This is a genomic window from Variovorax sp. (assembly GCF_965279555.1).
GTDB lineage: Bacteria > Pseudomonadota > Gammaproteobacteria > Burkholderiales > Burkholderiaceae_C > Variovorax.
On the sequence record NZ_OZ257247.1, the window covers coordinates 4,172,106 to 4,198,687 of the forward strand.

At 66.3% G+C, this 26,582-nt stretch carries 22 protein-coding genes; 9 read left to right on the plus strand and 13 right to left on the minus strand.

Features of this window, described 5'->3' with window-relative positions; genetic code table 11:
• Positions 1-3: 3 nt before the first annotated feature.
• The 5 genes from ACQY8B_RS19640 to ACQY8B_RS19660 all read left to right on the plus strand — a co-directional run bounded on the left by ACQY8B_RS19640 (position 4) and on the right by ACQY8B_RS19660 (position 7,542).
• Positions 4-1,551: a sigma-54-dependent transcriptional regulator gene (locus tag ACQY8B_RS19640; protein ID WP_422088241.1), complete on the plus strand. Its 1,548-nt coding sequence runs from the start codon at positions 4-6 to the stop codon at positions 1,549-1,551.
• On the plus strand, positions 1,538-2,152 hold the full coding sequence (gene ampD / locus ACQY8B_RS19645) for a 1,6-anhydro-N-acetylmuramyl-L-alanine amidase AmpD (protein ID WP_422088242.1): 615 nt from the start codon (positions 1,538-1,540) through the stop codon (positions 2,150-2,152). Before ACQY8B_RS19640 ends, ampD begins: the two co-directional genes overlap by 14 nt.
• Positions 2,153-2,502: 350 nt before the next feature.
• Positions 2,503-5,418: a ribonucleoside-diphosphate reductase subunit alpha gene (locus ACQY8B_RS19650; RefSeq protein WP_422088243.1), complete on the plus strand. Its 2,916-nt coding sequence runs from the start codon at positions 2,503-2,505 to the stop codon at positions 5,416-5,418.
• Positions 5,419-5,621: 203 nt separating this feature from the next.
• A complete protein-coding gene (locus tag ACQY8B_RS19655; protein ID WP_081270250.1) occupies positions 5,622-6,800 on the plus strand; it encodes a ribonucleotide-diphosphate reductase subunit beta in 1,179 nt (392 codons plus the stop codon).
• A 196-nt stretch (positions 6,801-6,996) separates the two neighbouring features.
• Positions 6,997-7,542, plus strand: a complete 546-nt coding sequence (locus ACQY8B_RS19660; RefSeq protein ID WP_081270249.1) for a histone H1-like DNA-binding protein — start codon at positions 6,997-6,999, stop codon at positions 7,540-7,542.
• A gap of 91 nt (positions 7,543-7,633) precedes the next feature.
• On the opposite strand, the gene ACQY8B_RS19665 is transcribed toward ACQY8B_RS19660, so the two are convergent.
• The 7 genes from ACQY8B_RS19665 to ACQY8B_RS19695 all read right to left on the minus strand — a co-directional run bounded on the left by ACQY8B_RS19665 (position 7,634) and on the right by ACQY8B_RS19695 (position 14,012).
• The gene (locus ACQY8B_RS19665) at positions 7,634-8,536 is read right to left on the minus strand and encodes a carbohydrate kinase family protein (RefSeq protein ID WP_422088244.1); all 903 of its coding nucleotides are present in this window, start codon (positions 8,534-8,536) and stop codon (positions 7,634-7,636) included.
• Positions 8,537-8,593: 57 nt separating this feature from the next.
• Entirely contained in the window at positions 8,594-9,985 is a 1,392-nt protein-coding gene (locus tag ACQY8B_RS19670; RefSeq protein WP_422088245.1) for a zinc-ribbon and DUF3426 domain-containing protein, read from the minus strand.
• A gap of 55 nt (positions 9,986-10,040) precedes the next feature.
• Positions 10,041-10,928 (minus strand): 50S ribosomal protein L11 methyltransferase, encoded by an 888-nt coding sequence (gene prmA, locus ACQY8B_RS19675; RefSeq protein ID WP_422088246.1) that lies wholly within the window; start codon positions 10,926-10,928, stop codon positions 10,041-10,043.
• A gap of 15 nt (positions 10,929-10,943) precedes the next feature.
• The gene (accC, locus tag ACQY8B_RS19680; protein WP_108135768.1) at positions 10,944-12,293 is read right to left on the minus strand and encodes an acetyl-CoA carboxylase biotin carboxylase subunit; all 1,350 of its coding nucleotides are present in this window, start codon (positions 12,291-12,293) and stop codon (positions 10,944-10,946) included.
• Positions 12,294-12,295: 2 nt separating this feature from the next.
• Entirely contained in the window at positions 12,296-12,766 is a 471-nt protein-coding gene (accB, locus tag ACQY8B_RS19685; RefSeq protein WP_422088247.1) for an acetyl-CoA carboxylase biotin carboxyl carrier protein, read from the minus strand.
• Positions 12,767-12,866: 100 nt separating this feature from the next.
• Positions 12,867-13,415, minus strand: coding sequence for a TlpA family protein disulfide reductase (locus tag ACQY8B_RS19690; protein ID WP_422088248.1), 549 nt, complete (start codon positions 13,413-13,415; stop codon positions 12,867-12,869).
• Positions 13,416-14,012, minus strand: coding sequence for a hypothetical protein (locus ACQY8B_RS19695; protein ID WP_081270205.1), 597 nt, complete (start codon positions 14,010-14,012; stop codon positions 13,416-13,418). It abuts the gene before it with no gap.
• Between the two features lie 111 nt (positions 14,013-14,123).
• Here ACQY8B_RS19695 and mpl point away from each other — a divergent pair, with 111 nt between their 5' ends.
• Complete coding sequence (mpl, locus tag ACQY8B_RS19700) at positions 14,124-15,527, plus strand: UDP-N-acetylmuramate:L-alanyl-gamma-D-glutamyl-meso-diaminopimelate ligase (RefSeq protein ID WP_422088249.1); 1,404 nt, start codon at positions 14,124-14,126, stop codon at positions 15,525-15,527.
• A 4-nt stretch (positions 15,528-15,531) separates the two neighbouring features.
• Positions 15,532-16,050: a cupin domain-containing protein gene (locus ACQY8B_RS19705; protein WP_422088250.1), complete on the plus strand. Its 519-nt coding sequence runs from the start codon at positions 15,532-15,534 to the stop codon at positions 16,048-16,050.
• Positions 16,051-16,063: 13 nt separating this feature from the next.
• On the opposite strand, the gene ACQY8B_RS19710 is transcribed toward ACQY8B_RS19705, so the two are convergent.
• From ACQY8B_RS19710 to ACQY8B_RS19735, 6 genes are all read right to left on the minus strand, one after another.
• On the minus strand, positions 16,064-17,182 hold the full coding sequence (locus ACQY8B_RS19710; RefSeq protein WP_422088251.1) for a 3-deoxy-7-phosphoheptulonate synthase: 1,119 nt from the start codon (positions 17,180-17,182) through the stop codon (positions 16,064-16,066).
• A gap of 229 nt (positions 17,183-17,411) precedes the next feature.
• Positions 17,412-17,939: a hypothetical protein gene (locus ACQY8B_RS19715; protein ID WP_422088252.1), complete on the minus strand. Its 528-nt coding sequence runs from the start codon at positions 17,937-17,939 to the stop codon at positions 17,412-17,414.
• Between the two features lie 82 nt (positions 17,940-18,021).
• Positions 18,022-19,482, minus strand: a complete 1,461-nt coding sequence (gene tldD / locus ACQY8B_RS19720; protein ID WP_422088253.1) for a metalloprotease TldD — start codon at positions 19,480-19,482, stop codon at positions 18,022-18,024.
• Between the two features lie 117 nt (positions 19,483-19,599).
• Positions 19,600-20,754, minus strand: a complete 1,155-nt coding sequence (rodA, locus tag ACQY8B_RS19725) for a rod shape-determining protein RodA (protein WP_422088254.1) — start codon at positions 20,752-20,754, stop codon at positions 19,600-19,602.
• 32 nt (positions 20,755-20,786) lie between these two features.
• Positions 20,787-22,631 carry a histidine kinase gene (locus ACQY8B_RS19730; RefSeq protein ID WP_422088255.1) on the minus strand — a complete coding sequence of 615 codons (1,845 nt, stop codon included), beginning with the start codon at positions 22,629-22,631 and terminating at the stop codon, positions 20,787-20,789.
• Positions 22,632-22,637: 6 nt separating this feature from the next.
• A complete protein-coding gene (locus ACQY8B_RS19735) occupies positions 22,638-23,396 on the minus strand; it encodes a response regulator (RefSeq protein ID WP_422088256.1) in 759 nt (252 codons plus the stop codon).
• Positions 23,397-23,758: 362 nt separating this feature from the next.
• Here ACQY8B_RS19735 and ACQY8B_RS19740 point away from each other — a divergent pair, with 362 nt between their 5' ends.
• Both ACQY8B_RS19740 and ACQY8B_RS19745 read left to right on the plus strand, forming a co-directional pair.
• Entirely contained in the window at positions 23,759-24,352 is a 594-nt protein-coding gene (locus ACQY8B_RS19740; RefSeq protein WP_422088257.1) for a YqiA/YcfP family alpha/beta fold hydrolase, read from the plus strand.
• Positions 24,353-24,492: 140 nt separating this feature from the next.
• Entirely contained in the window at positions 24,493-26,547 is a 2,055-nt protein-coding gene (locus ACQY8B_RS19745; RefSeq protein WP_422088258.1) for a ribonuclease catalytic domain-containing protein, read from the plus strand.
• The last annotated feature ends 35 nt before the right edge of the window (positions 26,548-26,582 follow it).

Consider the following 26,582-nt stretch of genomic DNA (forward strand, 5'->3'; position numbering starts at 1 on the left):
GCCGTGAGCATTCCCACCCCTTCCACCCAGCGGCCGGCGCAGATCCTGGTCATCGACGACGAACCCGACCTGCGCACGCTGTACGAGCTGACGCTGCTGCGCGAGGGCTATCGCGTCGAGGCCGCGGGCAGCGTGTCCGAGGCGTGGCAGCACCTGGAGGCGGGCCGCTTCGACGCGGTCATCACCGACATGCGGCTGCCCGACGGCCAGGGCATGGAAATCATCCATCGCATCCAGAAAGACCAGCGCAGCGAGCGCTGCGTGGTGATGACGGCCTACGGCTCGGCCGAAAACGCTGTGGAGGCGCTGAAGGCCGGTGCCTTCGACTACCTCACGAAGCCGGTCGATCTCAAGCAGTTCCGCGCCGTGGTGGCGTCCGCGGTGCAGGCGCGCAACGCGGCGCAGCAGCCGGCCAAGTCGGCGCCGGTCGTGGCCGCGGGCAACGATGCGCCGGTGGTGGCCATGTCGGACAGCGGTGCCGCCGCGCTCGAGCGGCTCGTCGGCGATTCGGAGCCCATGCGCCTCGTCAAGTCGCGCATCGCGAAGGTGGCGCGCGGCATGGCGCCGGTGCTGGTGCGCGGCGAGTCCGGCACCGGCAAGGAACTGGTGGCGCGCGCGGTGCACGCCTGCAGCCAGCGCAGCGACGGCCCGTTCGTCGCGGTCAATTGCGGCGCGATTCCCGAGAACCTGCTCGAGGCCGAATTCTTCGGCGCGCGCAAGGGCTCCTACACGGGCTCGGCGCAAGACCGCGACGGCTACTTCCAGGCCGCACGCGGCGGCACGCTGTTCCTGGACGAAATCGGCGACCTGCCGCTGGCCATGCAGTCGAAGCTGCTGCGCGCGATCCAGGAGCGCAGCGTGCGCTCGATCGGCTCCACGCAGGAAGATGCGGTCGACGTGCGCATCGTGAGCGCCACCCACAAGGACCTGCATTCCGAAGTGCAGGCCGGCCGCTTCCGGCAAGACCTGTTCTACCGGCTCAACGTCATCGAAATCGCGGTGCCCGCACTGCGCGACCGCCGCGAAGACCTGCCCGCGCTGTGCGCCGCGCTGCTCTCGCGCATCGCGCACGACGCCGGAATGCCGGTGCCGCACCTGTCGGACGACCTGCTGCGCCGCCTCGGCCTGCATCCGCTCGACGGCAACGTGCGCGAACTCGAGAACCTGTTGCATCGCGCGGTCGCGCTGAACGACGGCGACGAACTGCACCTCGACCTGATGGGCGGCTTCACCGCCTCCGCCGAAGCCGCCGCGTCCGCGCCGGCGCCGCTGATGCAGGAGATCACGACGCCCGCCATGCTCATGCCAGCTCCCGCGCCGGTCGCGCCGCCCAAGCCCGCGCCGCCGCCGCTGCCGTCAGACCTGCAGGCCTACCTCGACCAGCAGGAGCGCGAGATTCTGGTGCGCGCGCTGCATGACAGCGGCTTCAACCGCACAGCCGCCGCCGCGCGGCTCGGCATGAGCCTGCGCCAGATCCGCTACCGCATCGCGCGCCTGGGCATCACCACACCCAACGGCGACGATGGCGCGAGCAGCCATGCCGACGATTGAAGACAACGCAGGCGGCAACGGCGACGGCGCACTCTGGCAGGCCGGCTGGTACCGCTTCGCGAAGGCGCTGCCCTCGCCGAACTTCGGCCCCCGCCCCGCCGGCGCGCAGACCGACCTCGTCGTGATCCATTCGATCAGCCTGCCGCCCGGGGAGTACGGCGGCGACGCGGTGCAGCGGCTCTTCACCAACCGGCTCGACTGGGACGCGCACCCTTACTTCCAGTCGATCCGCGGGCTCGAGGTGTCCTCGCATTTCTACGTGCGCCGCAACGGCGAGCTCTGGCAGTTCGTGAGCTGCGACGACCGAGCCTGGCATGCCGGCGTGTCGTCGTGGCGCGGCCGCGGCAACTGCAACGACGACTCGGTCGGCATCGAGCTCGAGGGCCTCGAGGGCCAGCTGTTCGACGAGCCGCAATACGAGACGCTCGCGAGCCTGTGCGCCGCGATCGCGCAGCACTATCCCATCGCCCACATCGCCGGCCACGAGCACATCGCGCCGGGCCGCAAGCAAGACCCCGGCGCCGGTTTCGACTGGCGCCTGCTGCGCGAGCAATTGGGCTGGAGTCCACAGATGTTTCCTGCACAGGTGGTGCAGCGCTAATTTTTTCAATCGCGCGACGGCTCGCGATGCGCGGATCATGCGCCGCAGCAATGCGAAAATGTCGGCCGCTCGATCAAGCAACCATGCGCCTTGCAGGCCCAAATCGGCTCGCAAGCCACGCCCCATGCGGCTTGCGCAACCATAGGCCAGTATTCATGCGGCATCTCTGGTGGTGTCCTACGCCGAAAGAGATGCCAGCAAGGCTTGTATCGAGAAGAAAACGCTACATCTAGTGGGTTGTACACCCCCGACACCCTAGATATAGTGTCCAACGTCCGGTCATCAACACCGGCGCGGCGCCCCGCCCCGGCGTCGCCATCCAACAAGAATTGCCAACCGAGAGGAAGCGAATGCAAACTGCCCTGACCCCCCAATCGACCCCGCGTGCCGTTCCCTCGACGCCACTGCAGCAGCAGCGAGACACTGCCGGCTCCCCCAACATCCAGAACCTGGCCCACTACCAGATCATCCGCCGCAACGGCGCCGTGGTGCCCTTCGAGCCGAACAAGATCGCCATCGCGATGATGAAGGCCTTCCTCGCCGTGCACGGCACGCAGGGCGCGGCTTCGGCCAGCGTTCGCGAGACGGTGGACGTGCTCACGCAAGGCGTGATCCGCGCGCTGGTGCGCTCGCGTCCGGGCGGCGGCACCTTCCACATCGAAGACGTGCAGGACCAGGTCGAACTCGGCCTGATGCGCGGCGGCCATCATGAAATCGCGCGCGCCTACGTGCTGTACCGCGAACGCCGCACGCAGGAGCGTTCGAAGCAGGGCGAGCAACAAGCGCCGGCCACGCCCGCGCTGCACGTGCTGGACAACGGCGAGCTGGTCGCGCTCGACATCAACGAACTCAAGGGCCTGATCGAGTCCGCCTGCGAGAACCTGGGCGAGAGCATCACCGCCGCGCCGATCGTCGCCGAGACGATGCGCAACCTGTACGACGGCGTGCCGCTCGACGAGGTCTACAAGGCTTCGATCCTGGCCGCCCGCACGCTGATCGAGAAGGATCCCGACTACACCTTCGCCACCGCGCGCCTGCTGCTGCACACGATCTTCAAGGAAATCATCGGCCGCGAAGTGATGCCGGCCGAGCGTGCCACCGCCTACGCCGACTACTTCCCGCAGTTCATCAAGAAGGGCGTGGACAACGACCTGCTCGACGAAAAGCTGCTGCAGTACGACCTGCCCCGCCTGGGCGCGGCGCTGAAGGCCGAGCGTGACAACCAGTTCGACTACCTCGGCCTGCAGACCCTGTACGACCGCTACTTCCTGCACGTGCGCAAGACCCGCATCGAGCTGCCGCAGGCTTTCTTCATGCGCGTGGCCATGGGCCTGTCGCTGAACGAAATCGACCGCGAAGCCCGTGCCATCGAGTTCTATGAAGTGCTGTCGTCGTTCGACTTCATGTCGAGCACGCCCACGCTGTTCAACGCCGGCACGCTGCGCTCGCAGCTGTCGAGCTGCTACCTGACCACCGTGCCCGACGACCTGGACGGCATCTACGAGTCGATCAAGGAAAACGCGCTGCTGTCGAAGTTCGCCGGCGGCCTGGGCAACGACTGGACCCGCGTTCGCGCGCTCGGCAGCCACATCAAGGGCACCAACGGCGAATCGCAGGGCGTTGTGCCGTTCCTGAAGGTGGTGAACGACACGGCCGTGGCCGTGAACCAGGGCGGCAAGCGCAAGGGCGCCGTCTGCACGTACCTGGAAACCTGGCACCTCGACATCGAGGAGTTCCTGGAGCTGCGCAAGAACACCGGCGACGACCGCCGCCGCACGCACGACATGAACACCGCCAACTGGATCCCCGACCTGTTCATGCGCCGCGTGATGGAAAAGGGCACCTGGACGCTGTTCTCGCCCTCGAACGTGCCCGACCTGCACGACCTGTTCGGCGCCGAATTCGAAAAGGCCTACGTGGCCTACGAAGAGAAGGCTGCCCGCGGCGACATCAAGCCCGCGCGCACCATCCAGGCGACCGACCTGTGGCGCAAGATGCTCACGATGCTGTTCGAGACCGGCCATCCCTGGATCACGTTCAAGGACGCCTGCAACGTGCGCTCGCCACAGCAGCACGCCGGCGTGGTTCACTCGTCGAACCTGTGCACCGAGATCACGCTGAACACCAGCGACACCGAAACCGCCGTGTGCAACCTGGGTTCGGTGAACCTGCTGCAGCATCTGAAGGACGGCAAGGTCGACCAGGAAAAGCTGAAGAAGACGATCTCCACGGCGATGCGCATGCTCGACAACGTGATCGACATCAACTACTACGCCGTGAAGAAGGCGCGTGACTCCAACCTGCGCCACCGTCCGGTCGGCCTGGGCCTGATGGGCTTCCAGGACGCGCTGTACGAACTGCGCATTCCCTACGCCTCGCAAGAGGCCGTGCAGTTCGCCGACGAGTCGATGGAAGCCATCTGCTACCACGCCTACTGGGCCTCCACCGACCTGGCGCGCGAACGCGGCAAGTACTCGAGCTACAAGGGCTCGCTGTGGGACAAGGGCATCCTGCCGATCGACTCGCTCGACCTGCTGGAAAAGGCACGCGGCGGCTACGTCGAGGTCGACCGCTCGGCCACCCTCGACTGGGACGCGCTGCGCTCGAAGATCAAGGCCGACGGCATGCGCAATTCGAACTGCGTGGCCATCGCTCCGACCGCGACCATCTCGAACATCATCGGCGTGGACGCCTCGATCGAACCCTGCTTCGGCAACCTGTCGGTCAAGTCGAACCTGTCGGGCGAGTTCACCGTGATCAACCACTACCTGGTGCGCGACCTGAAGCGCCTGGGCCTGTGGGACGACGTGATGGTCATGGACCTGAAGCACTTCGACGGCTCGCTGCGTCCGATCGACCGCGTGCCGCAAGACGTGAAGGCGCTCTACGCCACCGCGTTCGAAGTGGAGACCACGTGGCTGGTGGAAGCCGCCGCGCGTCGCCAGAAGTGGATCGACCAGGCGCAGTCGCTGAACATCTACATGGCCGGCGCATCGGGCAAGAAGCTCGACGACACGTACAAGCTCGCATGGCTGCGCGGCCTGAAGACGACCTACTACCTGCGCACGCAGAGCGCGACGCACGCCGAGAAGTCGACGGTGCAATCGGGCCGGCTCAACGCGGTGTCGTCGGGCAGCGATGCACCTTCGGGCATGAGCGCGCTCGAAGCCGCTGCTGCAGCAGCAAAGGCACAGATGAACGCGATCCCCGCTACCGACATCGCGTTCTGCGGCGTGGACGATCCGACCTGCGAAGCCTGCCAGTGATGAGTGAATCGAAGCGTCTTCCGGCGCTTCGTTGAATCAGCGAGGTGCATGCGAAAGTCGCGCGACGGTCACTCGATGAAGCCATTGACTGACATCGCACGATGCATGCGAGCAACATAACAACCACATAAATGGCGTGCGATGTGAACGAGCACTTTGCAACTCACATCGTTACTCCGATAATTTGAGCATTGGATTTTTCTATGTTGACCTGGGACGAAGAAGTCAAGCCCTCCTTGCCAAAGGATATGCAACAAGGATTGCAGCAGCACCACGCATCGACCGGCGGTTTTTCCGCAGGCCGTTCGGTGGATGCTCCGACTTCGTCGATTGCACAGCCTGCAGCAGCAACGCCTGCGGCCACCCAGCGCGTCAAGGCATCCGACAAGCGCATCATCAACGGTCAGACCGACGTCAACCAGCTGGTGCCCTTCAAGTACAAGTGGGCGTGGGAAAAGTACCTCGCCACCTGCGCCAACCACTGGATGCCGCAGGAAGTGAACATGACGCGCGACATCGCGCTCTGGAAAGACCCGAACGGCCTGACTGAAGACGAGCGCCGCATCGTCAAGCGCAACCTCGGCTTCTTCGTGACCGCCGACTCGCTGGCCGCCAACAACATCGTGCTGGGCACCTATCGCCACATCACGGCTCCCGAGTGCCGCCAGTTCCTGCTGCGCCAGGCCTTCGAGGAAGCGATCCACACGCACGCGTACCAGTACATCGTCGAGTCGCTCGGCCTGGACGAGAGCGAGATCTTCAACGCCTACAACGAAGTGCCGTCGATCCGCGAGAAGGACCAGTTCCTGATCCCGTTCATCGACGCCATCAGCGACCCCAACTTCAAGACCGGCACCCACGAGACCGACCAGACGCTGCTCAAGTCGCTCATCGTGTTCGCCTGCCTGATGGAAGGGCTGTTCTTCTACGTCGGCTTCACGCAGATCCTCGCGCTGGGCCGCCAGAACAAGATGACCGGCGCCGCCGAGCAGTACCAGTACATCCTGCGCGACGAGTCGATGCACTGCAATTTCGGCATCGACCTGATCAACCAGCTCAAGCTCGAAAACCCCGGCCTCTGGACCCCCGAGTTCAAGGCAGAGATCAAGGCCCTCTTCATGAAGGCCGTCGAGCTCGAATACAAATACGCCGAAGACACCATGCCTCGCGGCGTGCTCGGCATGAATGCCTCCATGTTCAAGGGCTACCTGCGCTACATCGCCAATCGGCGTGCACAGCAGATCGGCCTCGAAACGCTCTTCCCGAACGAGGAAAATCCGTTCCCCTGGATGAGCGAAATGATTGACCTGAAGAAAGAGCGCAACTTTTTCGAAACCCGCGTGATCGAGTACCAGTCGGGTGGTGCGCTCTCCTGGGATTGAATCTTTCGACAAGAATTAATGAATTCAAGAATTGCCCTTGCCACCGATCGCGTCATAGAGCGCGGCATGGACGAGGGCTCAGGTGTTCATGGTGCTGGGGCTCAGATTCCAACGCCATGAATCGCTTCACGCTACCCAACGTGCGTGGAGTGCTTCAATAGGTTGATTTTTTCAACTTGATCAAGGAGAAATAGAAATGGCAACTGCAAAGAAAGCGCCGGCTAAGAAAGCCGCTGCAAAGAAGGCTCCGGCAAAGAAGGTCGTGGCTGCAAAGAAGGCACCGGCAAAGAAGGTAGCCGCCAAGAAGGCACCGGCCAAGAAGGTCGCTGCCAAGAAGGTAGCCGCCAAGAAGGCGCCGGCGAAGAAGGTAGCGGCCAAGAAGGCAGCACCGGCCAAGAAGGCCGCCGCCAAGAAGGCTCCTGCCAAGAAGGCCGTAGCGAAGAAGGCCCCGGCCAAGAAGGCTGCTGCGAAGAAGGCTCCTGCCAAGAAGGCCGCCGCCAAGAAGGCGCCTGCGAAGAAGGCTGCTGCCAAGAAGGCGCCTGCGAAAAAGGCCGCGGCCAAGAAAGCCGCGAAAAAGCCCGCTGCCAAGCCTGCCGCTGCTGCCAAGAAGCCTGCTGCGAAGAAGGCTGCCAAGGCAGCAGCGCCGGCCAAGGCTGCCGTAGCACCTGCTGCTGCTCCTGCTGCGCAAACGACGCTGAATCCTCAAGCTGCCTGGCCGTTTCCCACGGCCAGCAAGCCCTGAGTCTTTTCAGCGGCCCTGAAGGCGCAAAAGCCCGACACCTCACGGTGTCGGGCTTTTTTATTGGGTGTCGGGGGGCGGCGTACCGCGACGATCAGAGGCCCAGCGCCTTGCGATCGACCTGGTAGTTCTGCGGGCCACGCTGCGCGATCTTGAGCGCGCCGATGCGATTGCCCAGCGCCGCGCACTGCGCCAGTGGCCATTCCTTTTCCAGGCCGAACAGCAGCGCACCGCGCCATGCATCGCCGCAGCCGGTGGGCTCGACCACCTCCGTCGGCACCACACCCGGCACGTGTTCGCGAACACCGTCGGTCCACACTTCGCAGCCGTCAGCCGCCAGCGTGACCACCAGGCCGCGCACGCGCTGCGAGATCTCGGCCAGGCTCCAGCCGGTGCGTTGCGACAGCATCTTGCCTTCGTAGTCGTTCACCACCACCCAGCTCGCAAGCTCGACGAAGTGGCGCAGCGCCTCGCCGTCGAACATCGGCAGGCCCTGGCCCGGGTCGAACACGAACGGAATGCCGGCTGCGGCAAACTGCTCCGCGTGCTGCAGCATGGCGTCACGCCCATCAGGCGCGATGATGCCGAGCTTGATGTCTTCGCGCGCGGCCACCTTGGTGACGTGCGCCTGCTGCATCGCGCCGGGGTGGAAAGCGGTGATCTGGTTGTTGTCGATGTCGCTCATGATCATCGCCTGCGCGGTGAAGGTGTCGTCGAGCTCGCGCACGAACTCGGTGCTGATGCCCAGCGAGCGCATGCGCTCGAGGTACGAAGCACCGTCGCTGCCCAGCGTGGCCATCGGCAGGGCCGAGCCGCCGAGCGCATTGAGGCTGTAGGCGATGTTGCCGGCACAGCCGCCGAAGTCGCGCCGCAGGGTCGGCACCAGGAACGACACATTCAAGATGTGCAACTGGTCGGGAAGAATCTGGTCGGCGAACCGCCCCTCGAAGGTCATGATCGTGTCGAACGCGAGGGAACCGCAAATTACTGCTGCCATGGGTGAGCCGTTGGTTGAAGGAATGAAAAAAGCAAAGGACGCGTGCGAGCGCCCCGCTCAAGGATAGAAGGCCTCGACGCGGTAGCCCGCGATGGGCGGCAGGACCGCGGCTTCCGAGGCCGACAGCGTCAGCGGCAGCGAAGCCGCCCTGTCCGCCCGCGCAGCCAGCACGGAAGGGGCACCGTAGTCGGCAGGCATGAGCACGCGGCGCACCACGGCACGCTCCTGCGTATCGAGCAGCGACAGCTCCACGGCAGGCATCGCTAGCGGCACGGTCGCGCCGTTGCGCAAGGTGAAGCTCAGGCGGTAGTCGTTGCTGCCGCTCTTCTCGCGCGCGAAGGCGGCGCCATCGATCACGATGTCGCCGATCTGGCGCAGCGCCGCGAGCTCGCAGCCGGTGTACTGGCATAACGCCGCCAGCGCGGGACGCAGATTGGGTTGACGCGCGGCGATACCGTCACGCTCATGGCGGATGACCTGCACGACGAGCAGCAACACCGCGAGCACCGCCAGCAGCACAAGCACTGCACGCACACCCTTGCGCTGCCAGAAGTCCGGCGATGCGTCGGCCGGATCGTCTTCTTCGGACAGCGGATGCCCCGGCGGTGGCTCGAAGGTGGACGATAAAGAGAAGTCGGGCTCGCTCTCGGTCTCCACGGCCTGCACCACGGAAGCCGAGCTCGCCGCCTTTGCGGCCGCGCGCTCCTCACGAGCCTTGGCGCTCGCGATCTTGGCCGACTTGATGCGGGCGCGGCGCAGCGCCTTCTGCATCTGCACCTGGTCGTGGTCTTTTTCTTCCTGCTCTCGCTCGCCCTCCCCGTCGTCGCTGGCGCGCTCGACGAGCGTGCGCATCCTGGCGGCTTGCGGCTTGACGGGCAGCGGCGGCGCCGGCGGAGGTGGTGAAGGCGGCGGAGATGCCAGGTTGAGGTCGATGCTCGGAAACGGGGGCAGCGAGCTCTGCGGCGGCTTCCACGCGGGCTCGGTGTTGTCGAGATCGGACCAGGGCTCGTCCGCGGCAATGCCGTGCTCTGGCAAGGCCAGGGAAAAGTCGAGCGGCGATGGCAGCGGAGGCATGACGACCGGCGGCAGCGATGGCGATGGCGTCTTGGGGGACGAATCTTGCCGATGCTGGTGTTCGGGCTCGTCGTCGAAGAAATCGGCGTCTTCCGCCGCCTGGACGGGCGCCGCGGCCGGAGGCGGAGGCACAGGCACCGGTGACGGCGCAGTCTTCGGCTCGCTCGACGATTCGACCAAGCCAGGCATGTACCCACCCTGCATCGCAGGCGACGCACCCGCGGTTGCGCCATCAGGCGCTTCATGCAGGTCGAGCGTGGCGTCGAACACGTGGCTGCAGCGCCCGCAACGCACCCAGCCGTCAGAGATGCGAAGCTGGTCGCGCACCACCTTGAAGGTGGTGGTGCAGGCGGGGCAGCGCGTGACGAGGCTCATGACGGGGCGATTGTAGGGTCGGGCCCTCGCCGCGTGAGGGGCGCGAAGCGGCGGCTCAGCAGCGCGCGGTCATGAGGATCCAGCCATCCTCGGTGTCGCTGACTTCGAGCGCGGCGTACGGTGCGTAGGCCTCTTTCAATTCGTCCGCCTGGCGCTCAAGGATGCCGGCCAGCACCAGCGATCCGCCGGCCTTCACGTGGCTGCGCAGCAGTGGCGCAAGCACCTTGAGCGGCGTGGCCAGGATGTTCGCGAGCACGGTGTCGTAGTGGCCCTTGGCCGCCTCGGGCAGTCCGGCCTTCAGCTGGACGCCATTGGCCTCCGCATTGAGCTTGGTCGACGAGACCGCGGCTTCGTCGATGTCGACGGCGTCGATGTCGGCCGCGCCGAACTTCGCCGCGCCGATGGCCAGGATGCCGGAGCCGCAGCCGTAGTCGAGCACGCGCTGGCCGCCCAGGCCGCCTTGCCGTGCGGCGATCCAGCGCAGGCACATGCGGGTGGTGGGATGCGTGCCGGTACCGAAGGCGAGCCCCGGGTCCAGCCGGATCACTTCCCTGGCCTGTTCGGGCGGCTCGTGCCAGGTGGGCACGATCCAGAACTCGGGCGTGATCTCGACCGGCGCGAACTGCGATTGCGTGAGCCGCACCCAGTCCTGCTCGGGTACCACGCCGATGCCGAGCACCTCGCAGCCCTCGAAGAAGTCCTGCAGCGCGAGCACCGACGCGGCATCCTTCGCGGCCGCCTCGTCGGGGAACAACGCGATCACGCGCGAACGCTGCCAGCCATCCTTGGGCGGCGGCATGCCGGGTTCGCCGAACAGCGCCTGCTCGGCGTCGGTTTGCGCGTCGGCATCTTCCACCGACACGCTCAGTGCATCGAGTGCATCGAGCGCATCGCTGAGCGTTTCGACCCGGTCTTCCGGCGCCATCAGGCGGAGTTCAAACATCGCAGTCTTTCCAGGTCAGCGCTTGTGTGCAGCCAGCCACTCTTCGAGATAGTGGATGTTGGTGCCACCGGTCATGAACTTGGAATCGACCATCAGCTCGCGGTGCAGCGGGATGTTGGTCTGGATGCCTTCGATCACGGTTTCGTTGAGCGCCGTGCGCATGCGGGCCATGGCCTGCTCGCGCGTGTCGCCGTACACGATGATCTTGCCGATCATGGAGTCGTAGTTCGGCGGCACGAAGTAGTTGGTGTACGCATGCGAGTCGACGCGCACGCCAGGGCCGCCCGGCGGATGCCACATGGTGATGCGGCCCGGCGACGGCGTGAACTTCCAGGCGTCTTCGGCGTTGATGCGCACCTCGATGGCGTGGCCGTGCATCTGGATCTGGCGCTGCGTGAACGGCAGCTTCTCGCCGGCCGCGACCATGATCTGCGTCTTGACGATGTCGATGCCCGTGGTGAATTCCGTCACCGGATGCTCCACCTGCACGCGCGTGTTCATCTCGATGAAGTAGAACTCGCCGTTCTCGTAGAGGAACTCGAAGGTGCCGGCGCCGCGGTAGCCGATCTTCTTGCAGGCGGCCGCGCAGCGCTCGCCGATCTTCTCGATCAGCTTGCGCGGAATGCCCGGCGCGGGCGATTCCTCGATCACCTTCTGGTGGCGGCGCTGCATGGAGCAGTCGCGCTCGCCCAGGTAGACGGCGTTCTTGTGCTTGTCCGCAAGGATCTGGATCTCGATGTGGCGCGGGTTCTGGAGAAACTTCTCCATGTACACGGCCGCATTGTTGAAGGCCGCGCCGGCTTCCGCCTTGGTCATCTGGATCGCGTTGACCAGCGCCGCCTCGGTGTGCACCACGCGCATGCCGCGGCCACCGCCGCCGCCTGCCGCCTTGATGATGACCGGGTAGCCGATCGCGCGGGCGATGCGCTTGTTGGTGGCCGCGTCGTCCGAGAGCTCACCCTCGGAGCCGGGCACGCAAGGCACGCCGGCCTTGATCATGGCCTGCTTGGCCGAGACCTTGTCGCCCATCGTGCGGATGTTGTCGGGCGTCGGGCCGATGAACTGGAAACCGCTCTGCTCCACGCGTTCGGCGAAGTTCGCGTTCTCACTCAGGAAGCCGTAGCCGGGGTGGATGGCTTCGGCATCGGTCACTTCGGCGGCCGAAATGATCGCCGGCATGTTGAGATAGCTCTGCGCCGACGGGGCCGGGCCGATGCACACCGCTTCTTCGGCGAGCTTGATGTACTTGGCGTCGCGGTCGGCCTCGGAATACACCATCACGGCCTTGATGCCGAGTTCGCTGCAGGCGCGCTGGATCCGGAGGGCAATCTCCCCCCGGTTTGCAACCAGGATCTTCTTGAACATGGTCACTCGATGATGAACAGCGGCTGGCCGTATTCGACCGCCTGCCCGTTTTCGCCGAGGATCTGGGTGATCGTGCCGGACTTGTCGGCCTCGATTTCGTTGAGGATCTTCATCGCTTCGATGATGCAGACCGTGTCACCCTCGTTCACCTTGCTGCCGACCTCGACGAACGCAGCAGCGCCCGGGCTGGACGAACGGTAGAAGGTGCCGACCATCGGCGACTTCACGGCATGGCCGGCAGGCGCGGCTTCGGCCACCGGTGCGCTGGCCGCGGCAGGTGCCGCAGCAGGAGCGCCGGCTGCGGCCGGTGCTGCAGCAGCCTGAGGCGCTGCCAGCGTTTGCACATACTGCACCGGGGCGGCGCCGCCGCCCTTGACGATGCGAACCTTGCCTTCGGTCTCGGTGATTTCCAGTTCGGAAATATTCGATTCGGACACCAGATCGATCAGTGTCTTGAGTTTGCGCAGATCCATGAGACTCCAGTGCCGGCTTTGCCGGTCTTTGGGATATAACTTGTCCGAAAATCGGCGATTTTCGGCGTTTGGCGGCTAACGCCAGCGGAAGGACGGGATTCTAACCACGAACCAGTTCGCGCCGCCAAGTGTCCAGATCGGTGGTTTCCAGCTTGCCCATTTTACGAGCGGCCACCGACCCGTTCGCATTCAGCACCAGCGTGAAGGGCAGCCCGCCGCCTGTGTTGCCCAGGTTTTTGACCAGTTCTGTGCCCTGCAGACCCGCCAGGCCGGTGGGATAGGTGACCGGCGTGCGCTGCAGGAATTTGCGCACCGCGCTGGGCTGGTCGATGGCCAATCCGACAACTTGCCAGCCGTTGGAACCATGTTCGCGGAAAAAGGCGTCGATCATGGGCATTTCCTCGACACAGGGAGGACACCAGGTCGCCCAGAAGTTCAGCAGCAGCGGCTTGCCGCGCAGGCTCGACAGGACCAGGTCACCGCCCTCGGGCCGCTCGAAGCTCTGACCCCAGAACGCTGTATCCAGTTGCTCGCCGCCGGCCGAACTGCTTCCGCGCTCCTTCCACCAGGCACCACCGAGTCCGGCGGCCGCCGCGGCAGCCGCCACGCCGGCATAGAGCATGCCGCGTCGGGTGGGCGAAGAAGTCATTCACTTGTCCTTTTCTCGTTCAATCAGTCGGCGCAATGCGGGCAGGTCGCCGCGCGGCGTGCGCCCCTGGGCGTCGGGCTTCAGGGCTCCGCGCAGGTCGTCGAGGTCATAGACCAGCAGGTGCACGCCGATTTCCTCGCCGAGCGCCCGGCTCGGGGCATGCACGCTCAGGGCCTCGACCTGCTCGCCATGAAAGCCGGTCACCATGCGGGGTTCGTAATCCACGTGGTGATCGATCAGCGCGATTTCGGCCGACTTGGAATCATCGCAGAACAATTGAATATAAATGTCTGACAGCCGGGTGGCCGTTCCGTGCCACACGGCGCCTCCGACATGCGGGCGGAAAGCGGCCATGCGCTCCATCCACTCGAGCGCCAGAAGGCGCAGCGCGTGCAGCTCCTGCGGCTGGGTGTCGGCGCAGAACAGCTCGATGTACTCGCGCACCTCGGCCTCGACTTCGTCGTTGTTCGGCAGCGGGGTACGCGCCGACAGGCCGAGGTCACGCAGTGCACGGCGCTTGGCCGGGCCGTACTCAAGCCCCTCCTCGACGACGAGACGGGCTGCGGAAGCGGCGATTTCACGCTTGGACGTGTCCATTCGGGCATTTTGCCCCCAGTGGGCTTCCCTTAGATGAACATCAGTACGAAGCGCAGGCCAAAGGCCCTGCGGCCGGGCAGGCACCGCACGTCGCTTCCCTAGAATCGACCGATGCACATTCATATCCTGGGTATCTGCGGCACGTTCATGGGCGGACTCGCCGCCCTGGCGCGCGAGGCAGGCCACCGGGTCACGGGCTGCGACGCCGGCGTGTACCCGCCCATGAGCGACCAGTTGCGCTCGCTCGGCATCGACCTGATCGAAGGCTTCGGCGCCGACCAGCTTGAACTTTCGCCCGACATGTTCGTGGTCGGCAACGTGGTGTCCCGCGCCCGGCTGCCCGACGGGAGCCCCAAGTTCCCGCTGATGGAAGCGATCCTCGACGCCGGCAAGCCCTATACCAGCGGCCCGCAATGGCTGGCCGAGCATGTGCTTCAGGGCCGCCATGTGCTGGCCGTCGCCGGCACCCACGGCAAGACGACGACCACCTCGATGCTGGCCTGGGTGCTGGAAAAAGGCGGCAAGGCGCCGGGCTTCCTGGTGGGCGGCGTGCCGCTGGACTTTGGCGTGTCGGCCCGGCTGGGCGACGGCTCGGCCTTCGTGATCGAGGCCGATGAATACGACACGGCCTTCTTCGACAAGCGCAGCAAGTTCGTGCACTACAGGCCGCGTACCGCGGTGTTGAACAACCTGGAGTTCGATCACGCGGACATCTTCGATGATCTCGCCGCCATCGAACGGCAATTCCATCACCTCGTGCGCACCGTGCCCAGCACTGGGCGGCTGGTGGTGAACGCCACCGAAGAAAACCTGGGGCGCGTGCTGACCCAAGGCTGCTGGAGCGAGCTCGCACGCTTCGGCGCCGGCGGTGAATGGCAGGCGCGAGGCTCGCACGACGCCTTCGACGTGCTGCGCCAGGGCGAGGTGGTCGGACGGGTCGAGTGGGAACTCTCCGGACTGCACAACCAGATGAACGCGCTCGCCGCCATTGCCGCTGCCGATCATGTGGGCGTGCCGCCCGCCGAAGCGGCCCGCGCGCTCGGCAGCTTCCGCAACGTGCGCCGGCGCATGGAGCTGCGGGGCGCCGTGGAGAGCGGCGGCGGCGCCATCACCGTCTACGACGACTTCGCCCACCACCCCACGGCCATCCGCACGACGCTCGACGGCCTGCGCAACAAGCTCGATGCCGCCGGCAAGAAAAGCGAGCGCATCCTCGCGGCCTTCGAGCCGCGCAGCAACACGATGAAGCTGGGCGTCATGGCGGCGCAGTTGCCCTGGAGCCTGGAGTCGGCCGATCTGTCTTTCTGCCATACGGCCGGGCTCGACTGGGACGTCGCCGCTGCGCTGGCACCGATGGGCGAGCGCGCCCAGCTGGCAGGAGCCATCGAACCGCTGGTGGAGCAGATCGTGGCCGCGGCACGGCCGGGCGATCACATCGTCTGCATGAGCAACGGCGGTTTCGGCGGCGTGCACGACAAACTGCTTGCCGCGCTGAAGGCCGCGGCGGCATCATGAGCCCATGGCCCTCACCCCACTGTCCCGCGCGCAGGAACTGATCGAAATCCTGAAGCTGCAGCCCCACCCGGAAGGCGGCTGGTACAAGGAAGTGTTCCGCTCGGCGGCGACCGTCTTGCCTGCCGACGGCCGTGCAAGCCGCAATGCGATGACCAGCATCTACTTCCTGCTGGAAGCCGACCAGCAGTCACGCTGGCACCGGGTGCTGTCGGACGAGGCCTGGGTGTATCTGGAAGGCGTGCCGCTGGCGCTCTGGACCTGCGACGCCGCGATGCGGACCGCGCCGGCCCACGTGAAGCTGGGCCCGGTCGACGCCCACGGCACGCGGCCGCAGCATGTGGTGCTCGCCGGCCAGTGGCAGGCCGCGCGCCCGATCCAGAGCCACTCGGCTGGCGACTACACGCTGGTTGCGTGCATGGTCGGGCCTGGCTTCGACTTTGCCGATTTCTCGATGGTGCCGCCCAACAGCGACGAGGCTGCATCGATGCGGCACCACTGGCCCGACCTGGCCGGCATGCTCTAGCAGAGTCAGGCGCTCAGCCCCGGCGCCGCTTGACCGCTTGCGACAGCGTGTCGAGCACCTGCACCGAATCTTCCCAGCCCAGGCACGCATCGGTGATGCTCTTGCCGTACTCGAGGCCCGACAGCTCGTCCTTGCCCGGCGTGAACTTCTGGGCACCGGCCTGCAGATGGCTTTCGACCATTACGCCGAACACGCGATTCGAACCGCCGGCGATCTGCGCGGCAACGTCCTTCGCCACGTCGATCTGCTTCTGGTGCTGCTTCGAGCTGTTGGCGTGGCTGCAGTCGACCATCAGCGTGGGCGGCAGCTTGGCGGCCTGGAGGTCCTTGCAGGCCGCCTCGGCGCTGGCGGCGTCATAGTTCGGTGCCTTGCCGCCGCGCAGGATCACGTGGCAGTCGGGGTTGCCGTTGGTCTGCACGATCGCGACCTGGCCGTTCTTGTGCACCGACAGGAAGTGGTGGCCGCGCGCCGCAGCCTGAATGGCGTCGGTGGCGATGCGGATGTTGCCGTCCGTGCCATTCTTGAAGCCGATCGGCGCCGACAGGCCGGAAGCCAGTTCGCGGTGCACCTGGCTTTCGGTCGTGCGCGCGCCGATGGCGCCCCAGGCGATCAGGTCGCCGATGTACTGGGGCGAGATCACGTCGAGGAATTCGCTGCCCGCCGGCAGGCCGATGCGGTTGATGTCGATCAGCAGCTGGCGCGCGATGCGCAGGCCTTCGTCGATGCGGAAGCTCTCGTCGAGGTACGGGTCGTTGATCAGGCCCTTCCAGCCGACCGTGGTGCGCGGCTTCTCGAAGTACACGCGCATCACGATTTCCAGCGTGCCGGCGTATTTTTCGCGCTCGACCTTCAGGCGGCGGGCGTATTCGAGCGCCGCGGCCGGGTCGTGGATGGAGCACGGCCCCATGATCACCAGCAGCCGATCGTCCTTGCCCGCCATTATGTTGTGGATGCTGCGGCGGGTGCCTTCGATCAGGGTTTCGACAGGCGTGCCGCGGATCGGGAAGAAGCGGATCAGATGTTCGGGAGGGGGCAGCACGTTGATGTCCTTGATGCGTTCGTCGTCGGTCTTGCTGGTTTTTTCGACGTTCGCATACCAGCTGTCGCTGGCGGGGGCAGTGTTCGTGCTCATGGGTGCTTCCTTGTTGGAGTGGGTTTCGTCAGGCCATAAAAAAAACCGCCGGGGGCTTGAGGCCACCGGCGGTTTTGGGAGGGTGTTCGTTTGCTTTACGCGCTCGCCTCTCGTCCGCCGGAAACCGGGAACCAAAAGTAGGCAAAGAAATAAGCGCGGAGGGCGGACATGTGGGCGAAATGTAGCACGGAAAGCAAAAACCGGGTCAAGCAGGCGTGCGCGGCTTTGCTTAGCGGTAGCCCGATTCGTTGGGGTTGTGGATGATCCAGATCAGGTTGCCGCTGGAGAAATCGCCCATGCCGCCACCCGCGAAGATCAGCCGGCCCTGACCCTTGTAGGTCATCTCGAAGCGGTGGCGGTCACTGCCGAAATAGAACGGAATGAAGGCCTTGCCGGTCACGTAGGCACCTTGGTCGGTCGGCTGGCCGGCAAGGTCGGTGACCTGCCGCGCGCTCATGCCGATCTGCAGCCGAGCGAACTTGCTGTTGCGCGCCGGGTTGCCGGTGATCTCGCCTTCGTAGCCGTTCAGACCCTTGACCGTCTTGCCGCTGCCGGCTTCGACCTTCGACGAGTCGACGACATTGCCCTGGGCGTTCATGCCGGCCTTGGCGCCGCCGCGTGCCGGAGCGGCTGCAGCCGCAGGCGCCGCCTCGGGCTGGCTGCCCGAACCACCGCGCGACGCGCAACCGGCGGAGGCCAGCGCCACCACGGCGGTCACGGCCCACAGCACAGCGGATGAATTGATCCTGCTCCCCATCGAGTTGCTCCTTGAGTTCTGTCGTTCGCAAAAGGGACGCAGCTTAGCAACTGGAGGAAACAATCCGCAAGTGACGAAAGGCCTAAGCCGTTCCACCTACTGTCAGGCCGTCGATGCGCAGGGTGGGCTGGCCCACGCCCACGGGCACGCTCTGGCCTTCCTTGCCGCAGGTGCCCACGCCGGAGTCGAGCGCCATGTCGTTGCCGATCATGGTCACGCGGGTGAGCGCGTCGGGGCCGTTGCCCACGATGGTCGCGCCCTTCACCGGGTATTGGATCTTGCCGTTCTCGACCCAGTAGGCCTCGCTGGCCGAAAAAACGAACTTGCCGCTCGTGATGTCGACCTGCCCGCCGCCGAAATTGGTGGCATACAGGCCCTTCTTGATGCTCGCGACGATTTCCTTGGGGTCCTTGTCGCCGCCGAGCATGTAGGTGTTGGTCATGCGCGGCATCGGCACGTGGGCGTAGCTCTCGCGGCGGCCGTTGCCGGTGGGCTTGACCTTCATGAGGCGCGCGTTGAGCGAGTCCTGGATGTAGCCCTTGAGGATGCCGTCCTCGATCAGCACGTTGCGCTGGCTGGCGTTGCCCTCGTCGTCGACGTTGAGCGAGCCGCGGCGGTCGGCGATGGTGCCGTCGTCGAGCACCGTCACGCCCTTGGCGGCCACGCGCTGGCCGATGCGGCCGGAGAACGCGCTGGAACCCTTGCGGTTGAAGTCGCCCTCGAGGCCGTGGCCGATGGCTTCGTGCAGCAGGATGCCGGGCCAGCCGGAGCCGAGCACCACGGTCATCTCGCCGGCGGGTGCCGGACGTGCATCGAGGTTGGTCAGGGCGGCCTTCACGGCGTGGTCGACGTATTCGGCGATCTGCTCGTCGGTGAAGTAGGCCAGGCCGAAGCGCCCGCCGCCGCCGCCGGAGCCGATTTCGCGGCGGCCGTTCTGCTCGGCGATCACCGTGACCGAAAGACGCACCAGCGGGCGCACGTCGGCGGCCAGCGTGCCGTCTGCGCGTGCCACCAGGACCACGTCGTATTCGCTCGCGAGGCCGGCCATGACCTGCGCCACGCGCGGGTCGCGCGAACGCGCCAGTTTCTCGACCTTCTCGAGCAGCTTGACCTTGGCGGTGCTGTCGAGCGTGGAAATGGGGTCGATGCCGTCGTAGAGCGAACGGCTCGAAGCGATCTTGCGGGTTGCCGTCTTCACGCGGCCGGTGCGGCCCGCGGAAGAGATCGAGCGCACCGTGCGCGCCGCGTCGAGCAGCGAGGCTTCGGAAATGTCGTCGGAATAGGCAAAGGCGGTTTTCTCGCCGCTGACCGCGCGCACGCCGACGCCCTGGTCGATGCTGAAGCTGCCGGTCTTGACGATGCCCTCTTCGAGGCTCCAGCCTTCGCTACGGGTGTACTGGAAGTACAGGTCGGCGTCGTCCACCCGGTGCGCGGTGATCTCGGCCAAGGCCTTGCTCAGGTGCGATTCGTCGAGTCCGAACGGCGTGAGAAGGAGCTGTTGCGCCGTGGCGAGGCGCTCGATGGTGGGTTCGCGAGAGATCATCGTCGGATTCTATGGCTCGCCCCCAGGCTGCGCGCACTTCGTGTCGCTTCGCCTTCCCCCTGCCGGGGGCAACACCAGCGGCCCGGCAAAGCCGGTTCCGCGGTGTTCCTGGCATCCTCAGTTCTGCGCCAGCTTCCTGGCCCGGGCGATCGACATCAGGATCCCCAGCCCCAGCCCCAGTGTCACCATCGCGGTGCCGCCATAGCTGATGAACGGCAGCGGCACGCCCACCACCGGCAGGATGCCGCTGACCATGCCCATGTTCACGAAGGCGTAGGTGAAGAAGATCATCGTCACCGCCCCCGCCAGCAGGCGCGAGAACAGCGTGGTGGCGTTGGTCGCGATGACCAGCCCCCGGAAGATCAGCAGGATGAAGGCCGAGATCAGCATCAGGTTGCCCATGAGCCCGAATTCCTCGGAATAGGCCGCGAAGATGAAGTCGGTGGTGCGCTCGGGAATGAACTCCAGGTGCGTCTGCGTGCCCTGCATGAAGCCCTTGCCGCCCACGCCGCCCGAGCCGATGGCGATCATGCCCTGGATGATGTGGAAGCCCTTGCCCAGCGGGTCCTTGCTGGGGTCGAGCAGCGTGCATACGCGCTGCTTCTGGTAGTCGTGCAGCACGCGCCAGTCGACGCCGTCGGCGCACAGCCGCGACTCGAAGCTCACGATCAGCGTGATGGCCACGGCGCCGATCACCACCGGCGGCACGATCAGCTTCCAGGGCAGCCCCGCGAAGAAGATCACCGCCAGGCCCGCCGCCAGCACCAGCAGCGAGGTGCCCAGGTCGGGCTGCTTCATGATGAGCCCGACAGGCACCGCCAGCAGCACCGTCGCCACCACGAAATCGAGCGGCCGCAGCTGGCCTTCGCGGCGCTGGAACCACCATGCCAGCATCAGCGGCATCGCGATCTTCAGGATTTCGCTGGGCTGGATCACCATGCCCAGGTTGATCCAGCGCTGGGCGCCCTTCTTGGTGATGCCGAAGAGCGCCACGGCCACCAGCAGCGCCACCCCCGTCACATAGAGCGGCACGGCAGCGAGCATGAGCTTCTGCGGCGGCACCTGCGCCACCACGAACATGATGAAGCCGGCCAGCAGCATGTTGCGGCCATGGTCGACGAAACGGGAGCCATGGTCGTAACCGGACGAATACATGGTCAGCAATCCGGCGAACGCGAGCAGCAGCACTGCGAAGGCCAGAAAGCCGTCGAAGCCCTGGAAGATGGGCGCGATGCGACGCGCCAGGGAGGGCTGGTTGAACACGGCAGACATGGGGGCGGATTATCCCCGCCCCGGCGCCCGCTTCAATCGAAGGCCAGCTGAACGACCGTGCGGCCCGGTCGGCTTTCGACCGCCAGGCGAGCGCCGATGGCCCCGGCGCGCTCCGCCAGCGCCCTCGGCACCTGCGAGGCGTCGTAGCCCTTGCCGTTGTCGATCACCCGCACCTGCACCGTCTTGCCGCGCATGTCGGCCTCGAGCCGCAGCACCGTGGCTTGGGCGTGCTGCAACACGTTCGATATGGCCTCGAACAGCAGGAACTGCAGTTGCCGCATGGTCTGGGCGTCGAGCCGCGCCACCGCGTCGATCTCTTCCACCGCCCATTCGAACTCGATGCCGGCCGCCGCCAGCCGGGGCTCCAGCCGGTAGCGCAGCGCCGCGAGCAAGGCGCCGACATCGCCCGGCGGCAGGTGGATGGAGTCGATCGACAGCTTGAGCTGGTCCAGCGAATCGCGCAGCGTGCGCAGCAGGTCGCCCGGGCTGGTCTGGCCCGACTGCAGCTGCCGGATCGCCGAGCTGATGTGCGAGCCCACGCCGTCGTGCATGTCGCGCAGGATGCGCTCGCGCTCGTGGGTGCGCGCCTGGTCGCGCGCCGCGGCCTCGAGCTCCGCATAGGTGGCGGCCAATTCGCGTTCGCGCTGGGCCACCTGCTCGGCCAGCGCCGCCACCGAACCGCGCGCCTGCGCCGTTGCCACATGAAAGCGCCGCAGCACGATCAGCAACAGGGCCACGCCGAAGAACACCGACGAATAGCGCACCCAGGTGGTCTCGCCGTAGGCGTCGCTCAGCCGTATGACCAGCCAGTCGCGCGCGGCGAATGCCACCGTCACCAGCGCGGCGCCGGCCACCAGCAGCTGTTCGGTGTTCGGCCGGCGCACGGTCGCGACGGCGAAGGCGCCCACCAGCGCGACGACCAGTACGATTTCCACCGCGAGCCAGCCGGTGAGCCACATCGGCTCCTCGCGCTGCAGGGCCACCGTGGTGAAGATTGCCGTGCCGGCCACGATGGCGGCCATCGGCCAGCGCACCCAGCGGAAGCGGCGGTCGTTGCCCCATCCGGCGATGTGGCAGCCGAACATCATCACCGAGACCACCCAGCCCGCGTAGCAGACGGCCATCAGCACGCCCCAGACGCCCCAGGTCAGCGGCGGCTCGGCGATCACGCCGTCGGCCACCCGGATGGCCCAGCAGAACTCGGCCAGCGCGGCCCAGAAATAAATGCCTTCCCGCCGCGGCCGGCCGTCGGCACCGGTTTCTACCTGCGTCAGCCAGAGCGCCAGGGCGATGCCGCCGACGATCAGGCTGAACGCGGCCAGCAGCACCGAGCCGGTGAAGCGCCAGGCGTAGGCGCTCTCGAACAGTTCAGTGCGCACCTGTGCAGCCGGGCCGATGGTCACGTGCGAGAGGCCCGCGCGCCGGCCGCTGTCGGCGCGAAGGCGGATCTGCAGGTGGTTCTCGCCCGGCTTCAGCAGGCGGCCCGGCACGGGCACGTAGATCGGGGCCTTTGCGTAGTCGGCGTCGTTGCCGCGGTCCAGGTCGCCGTAGACCTGCAGCAGCGCGTCGTTGAGCTGCACTTCGAACACGTTGCCCACGCGCGGAATGAAGATGCCCCACGGGGTCTGGGGCGCGGCATCGAGCGTGAACGGCAGGTCGAAGGTCGCGAAGCCCGGGTGTCCGGCGTGCTGCCGGTCCCAGTGATAGGAAAGCGCGACCGGCCCGGTGCGCGTGACGCCGTCTACCGAGGTCGTGACCGAGCCTTGCGTGAGTTCGAGCGGCTGCTCCGGCGCGCTCGCGGCCGCCGTCGTGGCGATGCCCGACAGCAGCAGCGCCAACAGGAACGAAATCAGCGACGACACCAGCTTCGGCACCATCCGCGCTCAGCCCGGATGAGACAGCAGGCCGAGGCGCGTCGCTTCGAAGACGGCCTCGCTCTTGGAATGCACCGCGAGCTTTCCGTAGAGGTTCTTGATATGAGTCTGCACCGTATGGACGCTCAGCCCCTTGAGCCGGGCGATCTCCGCGTAAGAGAAGCCGCGCGCGATCAGCGTCAGCACCTCGTGTTCACGTCCCGACAGCAAGCCGCGATCGGACTCCTCGGCGGGCGCCTCGGGCGCGCCGCCCGGCACTTCGGCGCCGCCGACCGCGCTCGCCGCCGACGATTGCAGGCTGCGGTATTTGGCCAGCACGCGCCGCGCGATCATGGGCGAGATCGGCGATGCGCCGGCCTTCATCTCGACGATGGTCTGGGCGATGTCCTCGGGCGCGGCGTCTTTGTGGATGTAGCCCACCGCGCCGGCCTCGATGCTGGCGAGCACGTTCTCCTCGTCGCCGAAGACCGACACCACCAGCGGCTCGCAGCCGGGAAAGCGCGCGACCGCGTCGCGGATCACGTCCAGCCCGGTGCCGTCGGGCATGCCGAGGTCGACCAGCAGCACGTCGGGAATTGTCGCCGTGCGCGCCAGCCAGGCCCGCGCCTCCTGCACACTGCCTGCGCTGCCGAGCCAGAAAAGGCGTGAGCTGCGCTGCACGCTGGCCTCGAAAAAAGCGCGCGCGCGGCTGTCGTCTTCGACGACGAGCACGCCCCACCGGCGTAGCGCCCCGTCGTCCTGAGCCTCGATGTTCATAGGTATGAGCATAAGGCTCGGCGCAAATTGTTAATTCGGCAACGCCTACCCAGTTCATGGGATGCATCCTGGCAGGCACCCCACGACACTTGCGCCGCTTTTTTGCCGTATGTGCCGCACGTCGAGGTAACCCGAACGTAGGCCACTCGCACCACGGCAAAGAGCAACATGAATACTTTAAGTCTCGATTCGTGCAAGCCCTTGTGAACAGGGGCCTCCAAAGGGTTCGCGCACGCCCGGGCATGACAGGCCGAAGGACCCCGCTCGCGGGTTTTTTGTATGTTGGAAGCGGTCTCGCAAGAACAGACCTCATGCAAAATTACCCGGTCCTGGCAAGCGTGGCGCGACGCACGCTCCTCCCGAATCTTCATCGCATGGATCCGCAAACCACTCACCTGTTGTACCTGCACGGCTTCCGCTCCTCGCCTCAGTCCACGAAGGCCCGGATCATGGCGGACCGCGTGGCGCGGCGCCATCCGAACCTGCAGTGGTGGTGCCCGCAGCTGCCGCCTTCTCCGCACGATGCGATCGACATGGTGATGAAGGGCATCGCGCATTGGCCGCGCAAGTCGATGGCGGTGGTGGGCTCTTCGCTCGGCGGCTTCTATGCCACCTACGTGGCAGGCATGACGCGCTGCCGCGCCGTGCTGCTCAACCCGGCGGTGCATCCAGCGCGCGACCTCACGCGCTACATCGGCGACCAGACCGTCTGGCACGATCCGGCCGAGCACTTCTACTTCCGGCCCGAATACATCCACGAGCTGCGCGCCATGGAAGTCGGCCAGCTCACGCGGCCCGAGCGCGTGTTCGCCATCATCGCGAAAGGCGACGAAGCCCTCGACTGGCACGAGATGTCCGCGCGCTATCCGGACAGCAACATCAAGCTGCTCGAAGGCGGCGACCATGCGCTGTCGGACTTCGACAAGGCGCACCTGGACGACGTCATGGCTTTCATCAATCCGGTCTAGGCACACCCCCAGGCTTCGCGCACTTCGTGTCGCTTCGCCAACCCCCTTGCAGGGGGCGATGCCTGCGGCCCGGCGAAGCCGGTTCCGCGGCATCCTGGTATTGGATCGCATCGGTTTTCCGCGTGGGAGAATCGGAGACTATGTTTGTATTGTTTGAAGAAGCCGGCAAGTACCTCGGCGGCCGCGTGCTGTCGGAGGCCGAAGCATCGGCACAGGTCGAGCTCGACACCGGCAAGCGCGTCAAGGTCAAGGGCGCCAACATCGTGCTGCGTTTCGAGAAGCCCGCGCCCGCCGAGCTGATCGCCGAGGCGCGCACGCTCGCCGCCACCATCGACCTCGACCTCGCCTGGGAGTTCGCGGCAGAAGGCGAATTCGGCTTTGCCGAACTCGCAGCCGACTATTTCAGCGACAAGCCCTCGCTCGCGCAGCAGGCCGCGGCGCTGTTGGCGCTGTTCGAGGCACCGCACTACTTCCGCCGCGCCGGCAAGGGCCGCTTCAAGAAAGCGCCCGCCGAAATCGTGCAGCAGGCGCTGGCCGCCATCGAGAAGAAGAAAGCCGTCCAGGCGCAGATCACCGAGTGGGCCGGGCAGCTGGCCGAGGGCGTGTGCCCCGCGCCGGTGCGCGAGCAGCTCTACAAGATCCTGTTCAGGCCCGACAAGAACGCGCCCGAATACAAGGCCGTGGTCGATGCAGCGCGCGCCACGCAGCGCCCGCCCCTCGACCTGCTGGAACGCGCCGGCGCCATCGACTCGCCCTACCAGTTCCACTGGCGGCGCTTCCTGTTCGAGAACTTCCCCAAGGGCACCGGCTTCCCCGCGCTCGCGGCGCCCGCCATCGTGGACGACCTGCCCGTGGCGTCCGGCGTGCAGGCCTTCTCGATCGACGACTCGCAGACCACCGAAATCGACGATGCGCTCTCGGTGCAGGGCCTGAGCAGCGGCACCGTCACCGTCGGCATCCACATCGCGGCGCCGGCACTCGCACTGACGCCCGGCAGCGCCATCGACAACGTGGCGCGCGCGCGCATGTCGACGGTCTACATGCCGGGCTACAAGATCACGATGCTGCCCGACGACGTGGTCAACACCTACACGCTGCTCGAAGGCGGCGACCGCCCGGCGGTGTCGCTCTATGCGCGCTTCGACGAAGCCACGCTGGAGCTGCAAGGCACCGAGACCAAGCTGGAGCGCGTGCCCATCGTCGCCAACCTGCGCCACGACCAGCTCGACACCGTCGTCACCCAGCCCTGGCTCGAAGACGCTTCGTTCCAGAGCGACAACACGCCCGAAGCCGCAGCCCGACTGCGCGCCCCGCTCTCCTTCCTGTTCCGCCTCGCGAAACAGCTGAAGGCACAGCGCGAAGTGGTGCGCGGCAAGCCCGAGAACTTCAACCGGCCCGACTACAACTTCCGCCTCGTCGGCAACGACGGCGAGCCCACCGGCAGCGAGCAGGTGCAGATCAGCACGCGCCAGCGCGGCGCGCCGCTCGACCTGATCGTGTCCGAGGCCATGATCCTGGCCAACAGTAGCTGGGGCGGCTGGCTCGGCGAACTCGGCGTGCCCGGGCTGTACCGCAGCCAGGCCAGCCTCGCGCCCGGCATCAAGGTGCGCATGGGTACGCGCGCGCTGCCGCACGCGGGCCTGGGCGTGAAGAGCTATGCGTGGAGCACCTCGCCGCTGCGCCGCTACACCGACCTGGTGAACCAGTGGCAGATCATTGCAGCCGCGCGCCACGGCAAGACCGCCGCGCTGGCCGCGCCATTCAAGCCGAAGGACGCCGACCTGTTCTCCATCCTCTCGGGCTTCGACGCGGCCTACGCCACGTACAACGCCTACCAGGGCGGCATGGAGCGCTTCTGGACGCTGAAGTACCTGCAGCAGCAGGGCATCACCGAGCTCGAGGCCACCGTCATCAAGGACCTGCCCAACGGCGCGCTGGTGCGTGCCGAGACGCTGCCATTGGTGTTCCCCGTGGCCGGCCAGCAGGAGCGCGGGGCGCGCCTGCGCGTGAAGCTCGGCGAAATCGACGAGATCGCGCTCGACGTGACGGGCACCGTGCTAGAACGCCTCGACACGCCGAAGGCAGGTGCGGCCGCCGACGAGGAAAGCGACGAAGAAGAAGTGGTTGCAGGTCCGATCGCCATCGCGGTCGACCTGACGGACAGCGAGGCCGCGCCCGAGAACACGCCCGCATGAGCCACCGGGCCGGTCACATGCGCCCCTCTGGAGGA

Excerpts from the sequence above, each read along its gene's own strand:
- ampD (WP_422088242.1), top strand. The coding sequence starts at position 1,538 with ATGCCGACGATTGAAGACAACGCAGGCGGCAACGGCGACGGCGCACTC.
- ACQY8B_RS19650 (WP_422088243.1), top strand. The coding sequence starts at position 2,503 with ATGCAAACTGCCCTGACCCCCCAATCGACCCCGCGTGCCGTTCCCTCG.
- ACQY8B_RS19655 (WP_081270250.1), top strand. The coding sequence starts at position 5,622 with ATGTTGACCTGGGACGAAGAAGTCAAGCCCTCCTTGCCAAAGGATATG.
- ACQY8B_RS19660 (WP_081270249.1), top strand. The coding sequence starts at position 6,997 with ATGGCAACTGCAAAGAAAGCGCCGGCTAAGAAAGCCGCTGCAAAGAAG.
- ACQY8B_RS19665 (WP_422088244.1), bottom strand. The coding sequence starts at position 8,536 with ATGGCAGCAGTAATTTGCGGTTCCCTCGCGTTCGACACGATCATGACC.
- ACQY8B_RS19670 (WP_422088245.1), bottom strand. The coding sequence starts at position 9,985 with ATGAGCCTCGTCACGCGCTGCCCCGCCTGCACCACCACCTTCAAGGTG.
- prmA (WP_422088246.1), bottom strand. The coding sequence starts at position 10,928 with ATGTTTGAACTCCGCCTGATGGCGCCGGAAGACCGGGTCGAAACGCTC.
- accC (WP_108135768.1), bottom strand. The coding sequence starts at position 12,293 with ATGTTCAAGAAGATCCTGGTTGCAAACCGGGGGGAGATTGCCCTCCGG.
- accB (WP_422088247.1), bottom strand. The coding sequence starts at position 12,766 with ATGGATCTGCGCAAACTCAAGACACTGATCGATCTGGTGTCCGAATCG.
- ACQY8B_RS19690 (WP_422088248.1), bottom strand. The coding sequence starts at position 13,415 with ATGACTTCTTCGCCCACCCGACGCGGCATGCTCTATGCCGGCGTGGCG.
- ACQY8B_RS19695 (WP_081270205.1), bottom strand. The coding sequence starts at position 14,012 with ATGGACACGTCCAAGCGTGAAATCGCCGCTTCCGCAGCCCGTCTCGTC.
- mpl (WP_422088249.1), top strand. The coding sequence starts at position 14,124 with ATGCACATTCATATCCTGGGTATCTGCGGCACGTTCATGGGCGGACTC.
- ACQY8B_RS19705 (WP_422088250.1), top strand. The coding sequence starts at position 15,532 with ATGGCCCTCACCCCACTGTCCCGCGCGCAGGAACTGATCGAAATCCTG.
- ACQY8B_RS19710 (WP_422088251.1), bottom strand. The coding sequence starts at position 17,182 with ATGAGCACGAACACTGCCCCCGCCAGCGACAGCTGGTATGCGAACGTC.
- ACQY8B_RS19715 (WP_422088252.1), bottom strand. The coding sequence starts at position 17,939 with ATGGGGAGCAGGATCAATTCATCCGCTGTGCTGTGGGCCGTGACCGCC.
- tldD (WP_422088253.1), bottom strand. The coding sequence starts at position 19,482 with ATGATCTCTCGCGAACCCACCATCGAGCGCCTCGCCACGGCGCAACAG.
- rodA (WP_422088254.1), bottom strand. The coding sequence starts at position 20,754 with ATGTCTGCCGTGTTCAACCAGCCCTCCCTGGCGCGTCGCATCGCGCCC.
- ACQY8B_RS19730 (WP_422088255.1), bottom strand. The coding sequence starts at position 22,631 with ATGGTGCCGAAGCTGGTGTCGTCGCTGATTTCGTTCCTGTTGGCGCTG.
- ACQY8B_RS19735 (WP_422088256.1), bottom strand. The coding sequence starts at position 23,396 with ATGCTCATACCTATGAACATCGAGGCTCAGGACGACGGGGCGCTACGC.
- ACQY8B_RS19740 (WP_422088257.1), top strand. The coding sequence starts at position 23,759 with ATGGATCCGCAAACCACTCACCTGTTGTACCTGCACGGCTTCCGCTCC.
- ACQY8B_RS19745 (WP_422088258.1), top strand. The coding sequence starts at position 24,493 with ATGTTTGTATTGTTTGAAGAAGCCGGCAAGTACCTCGGCGGCCGCGTG.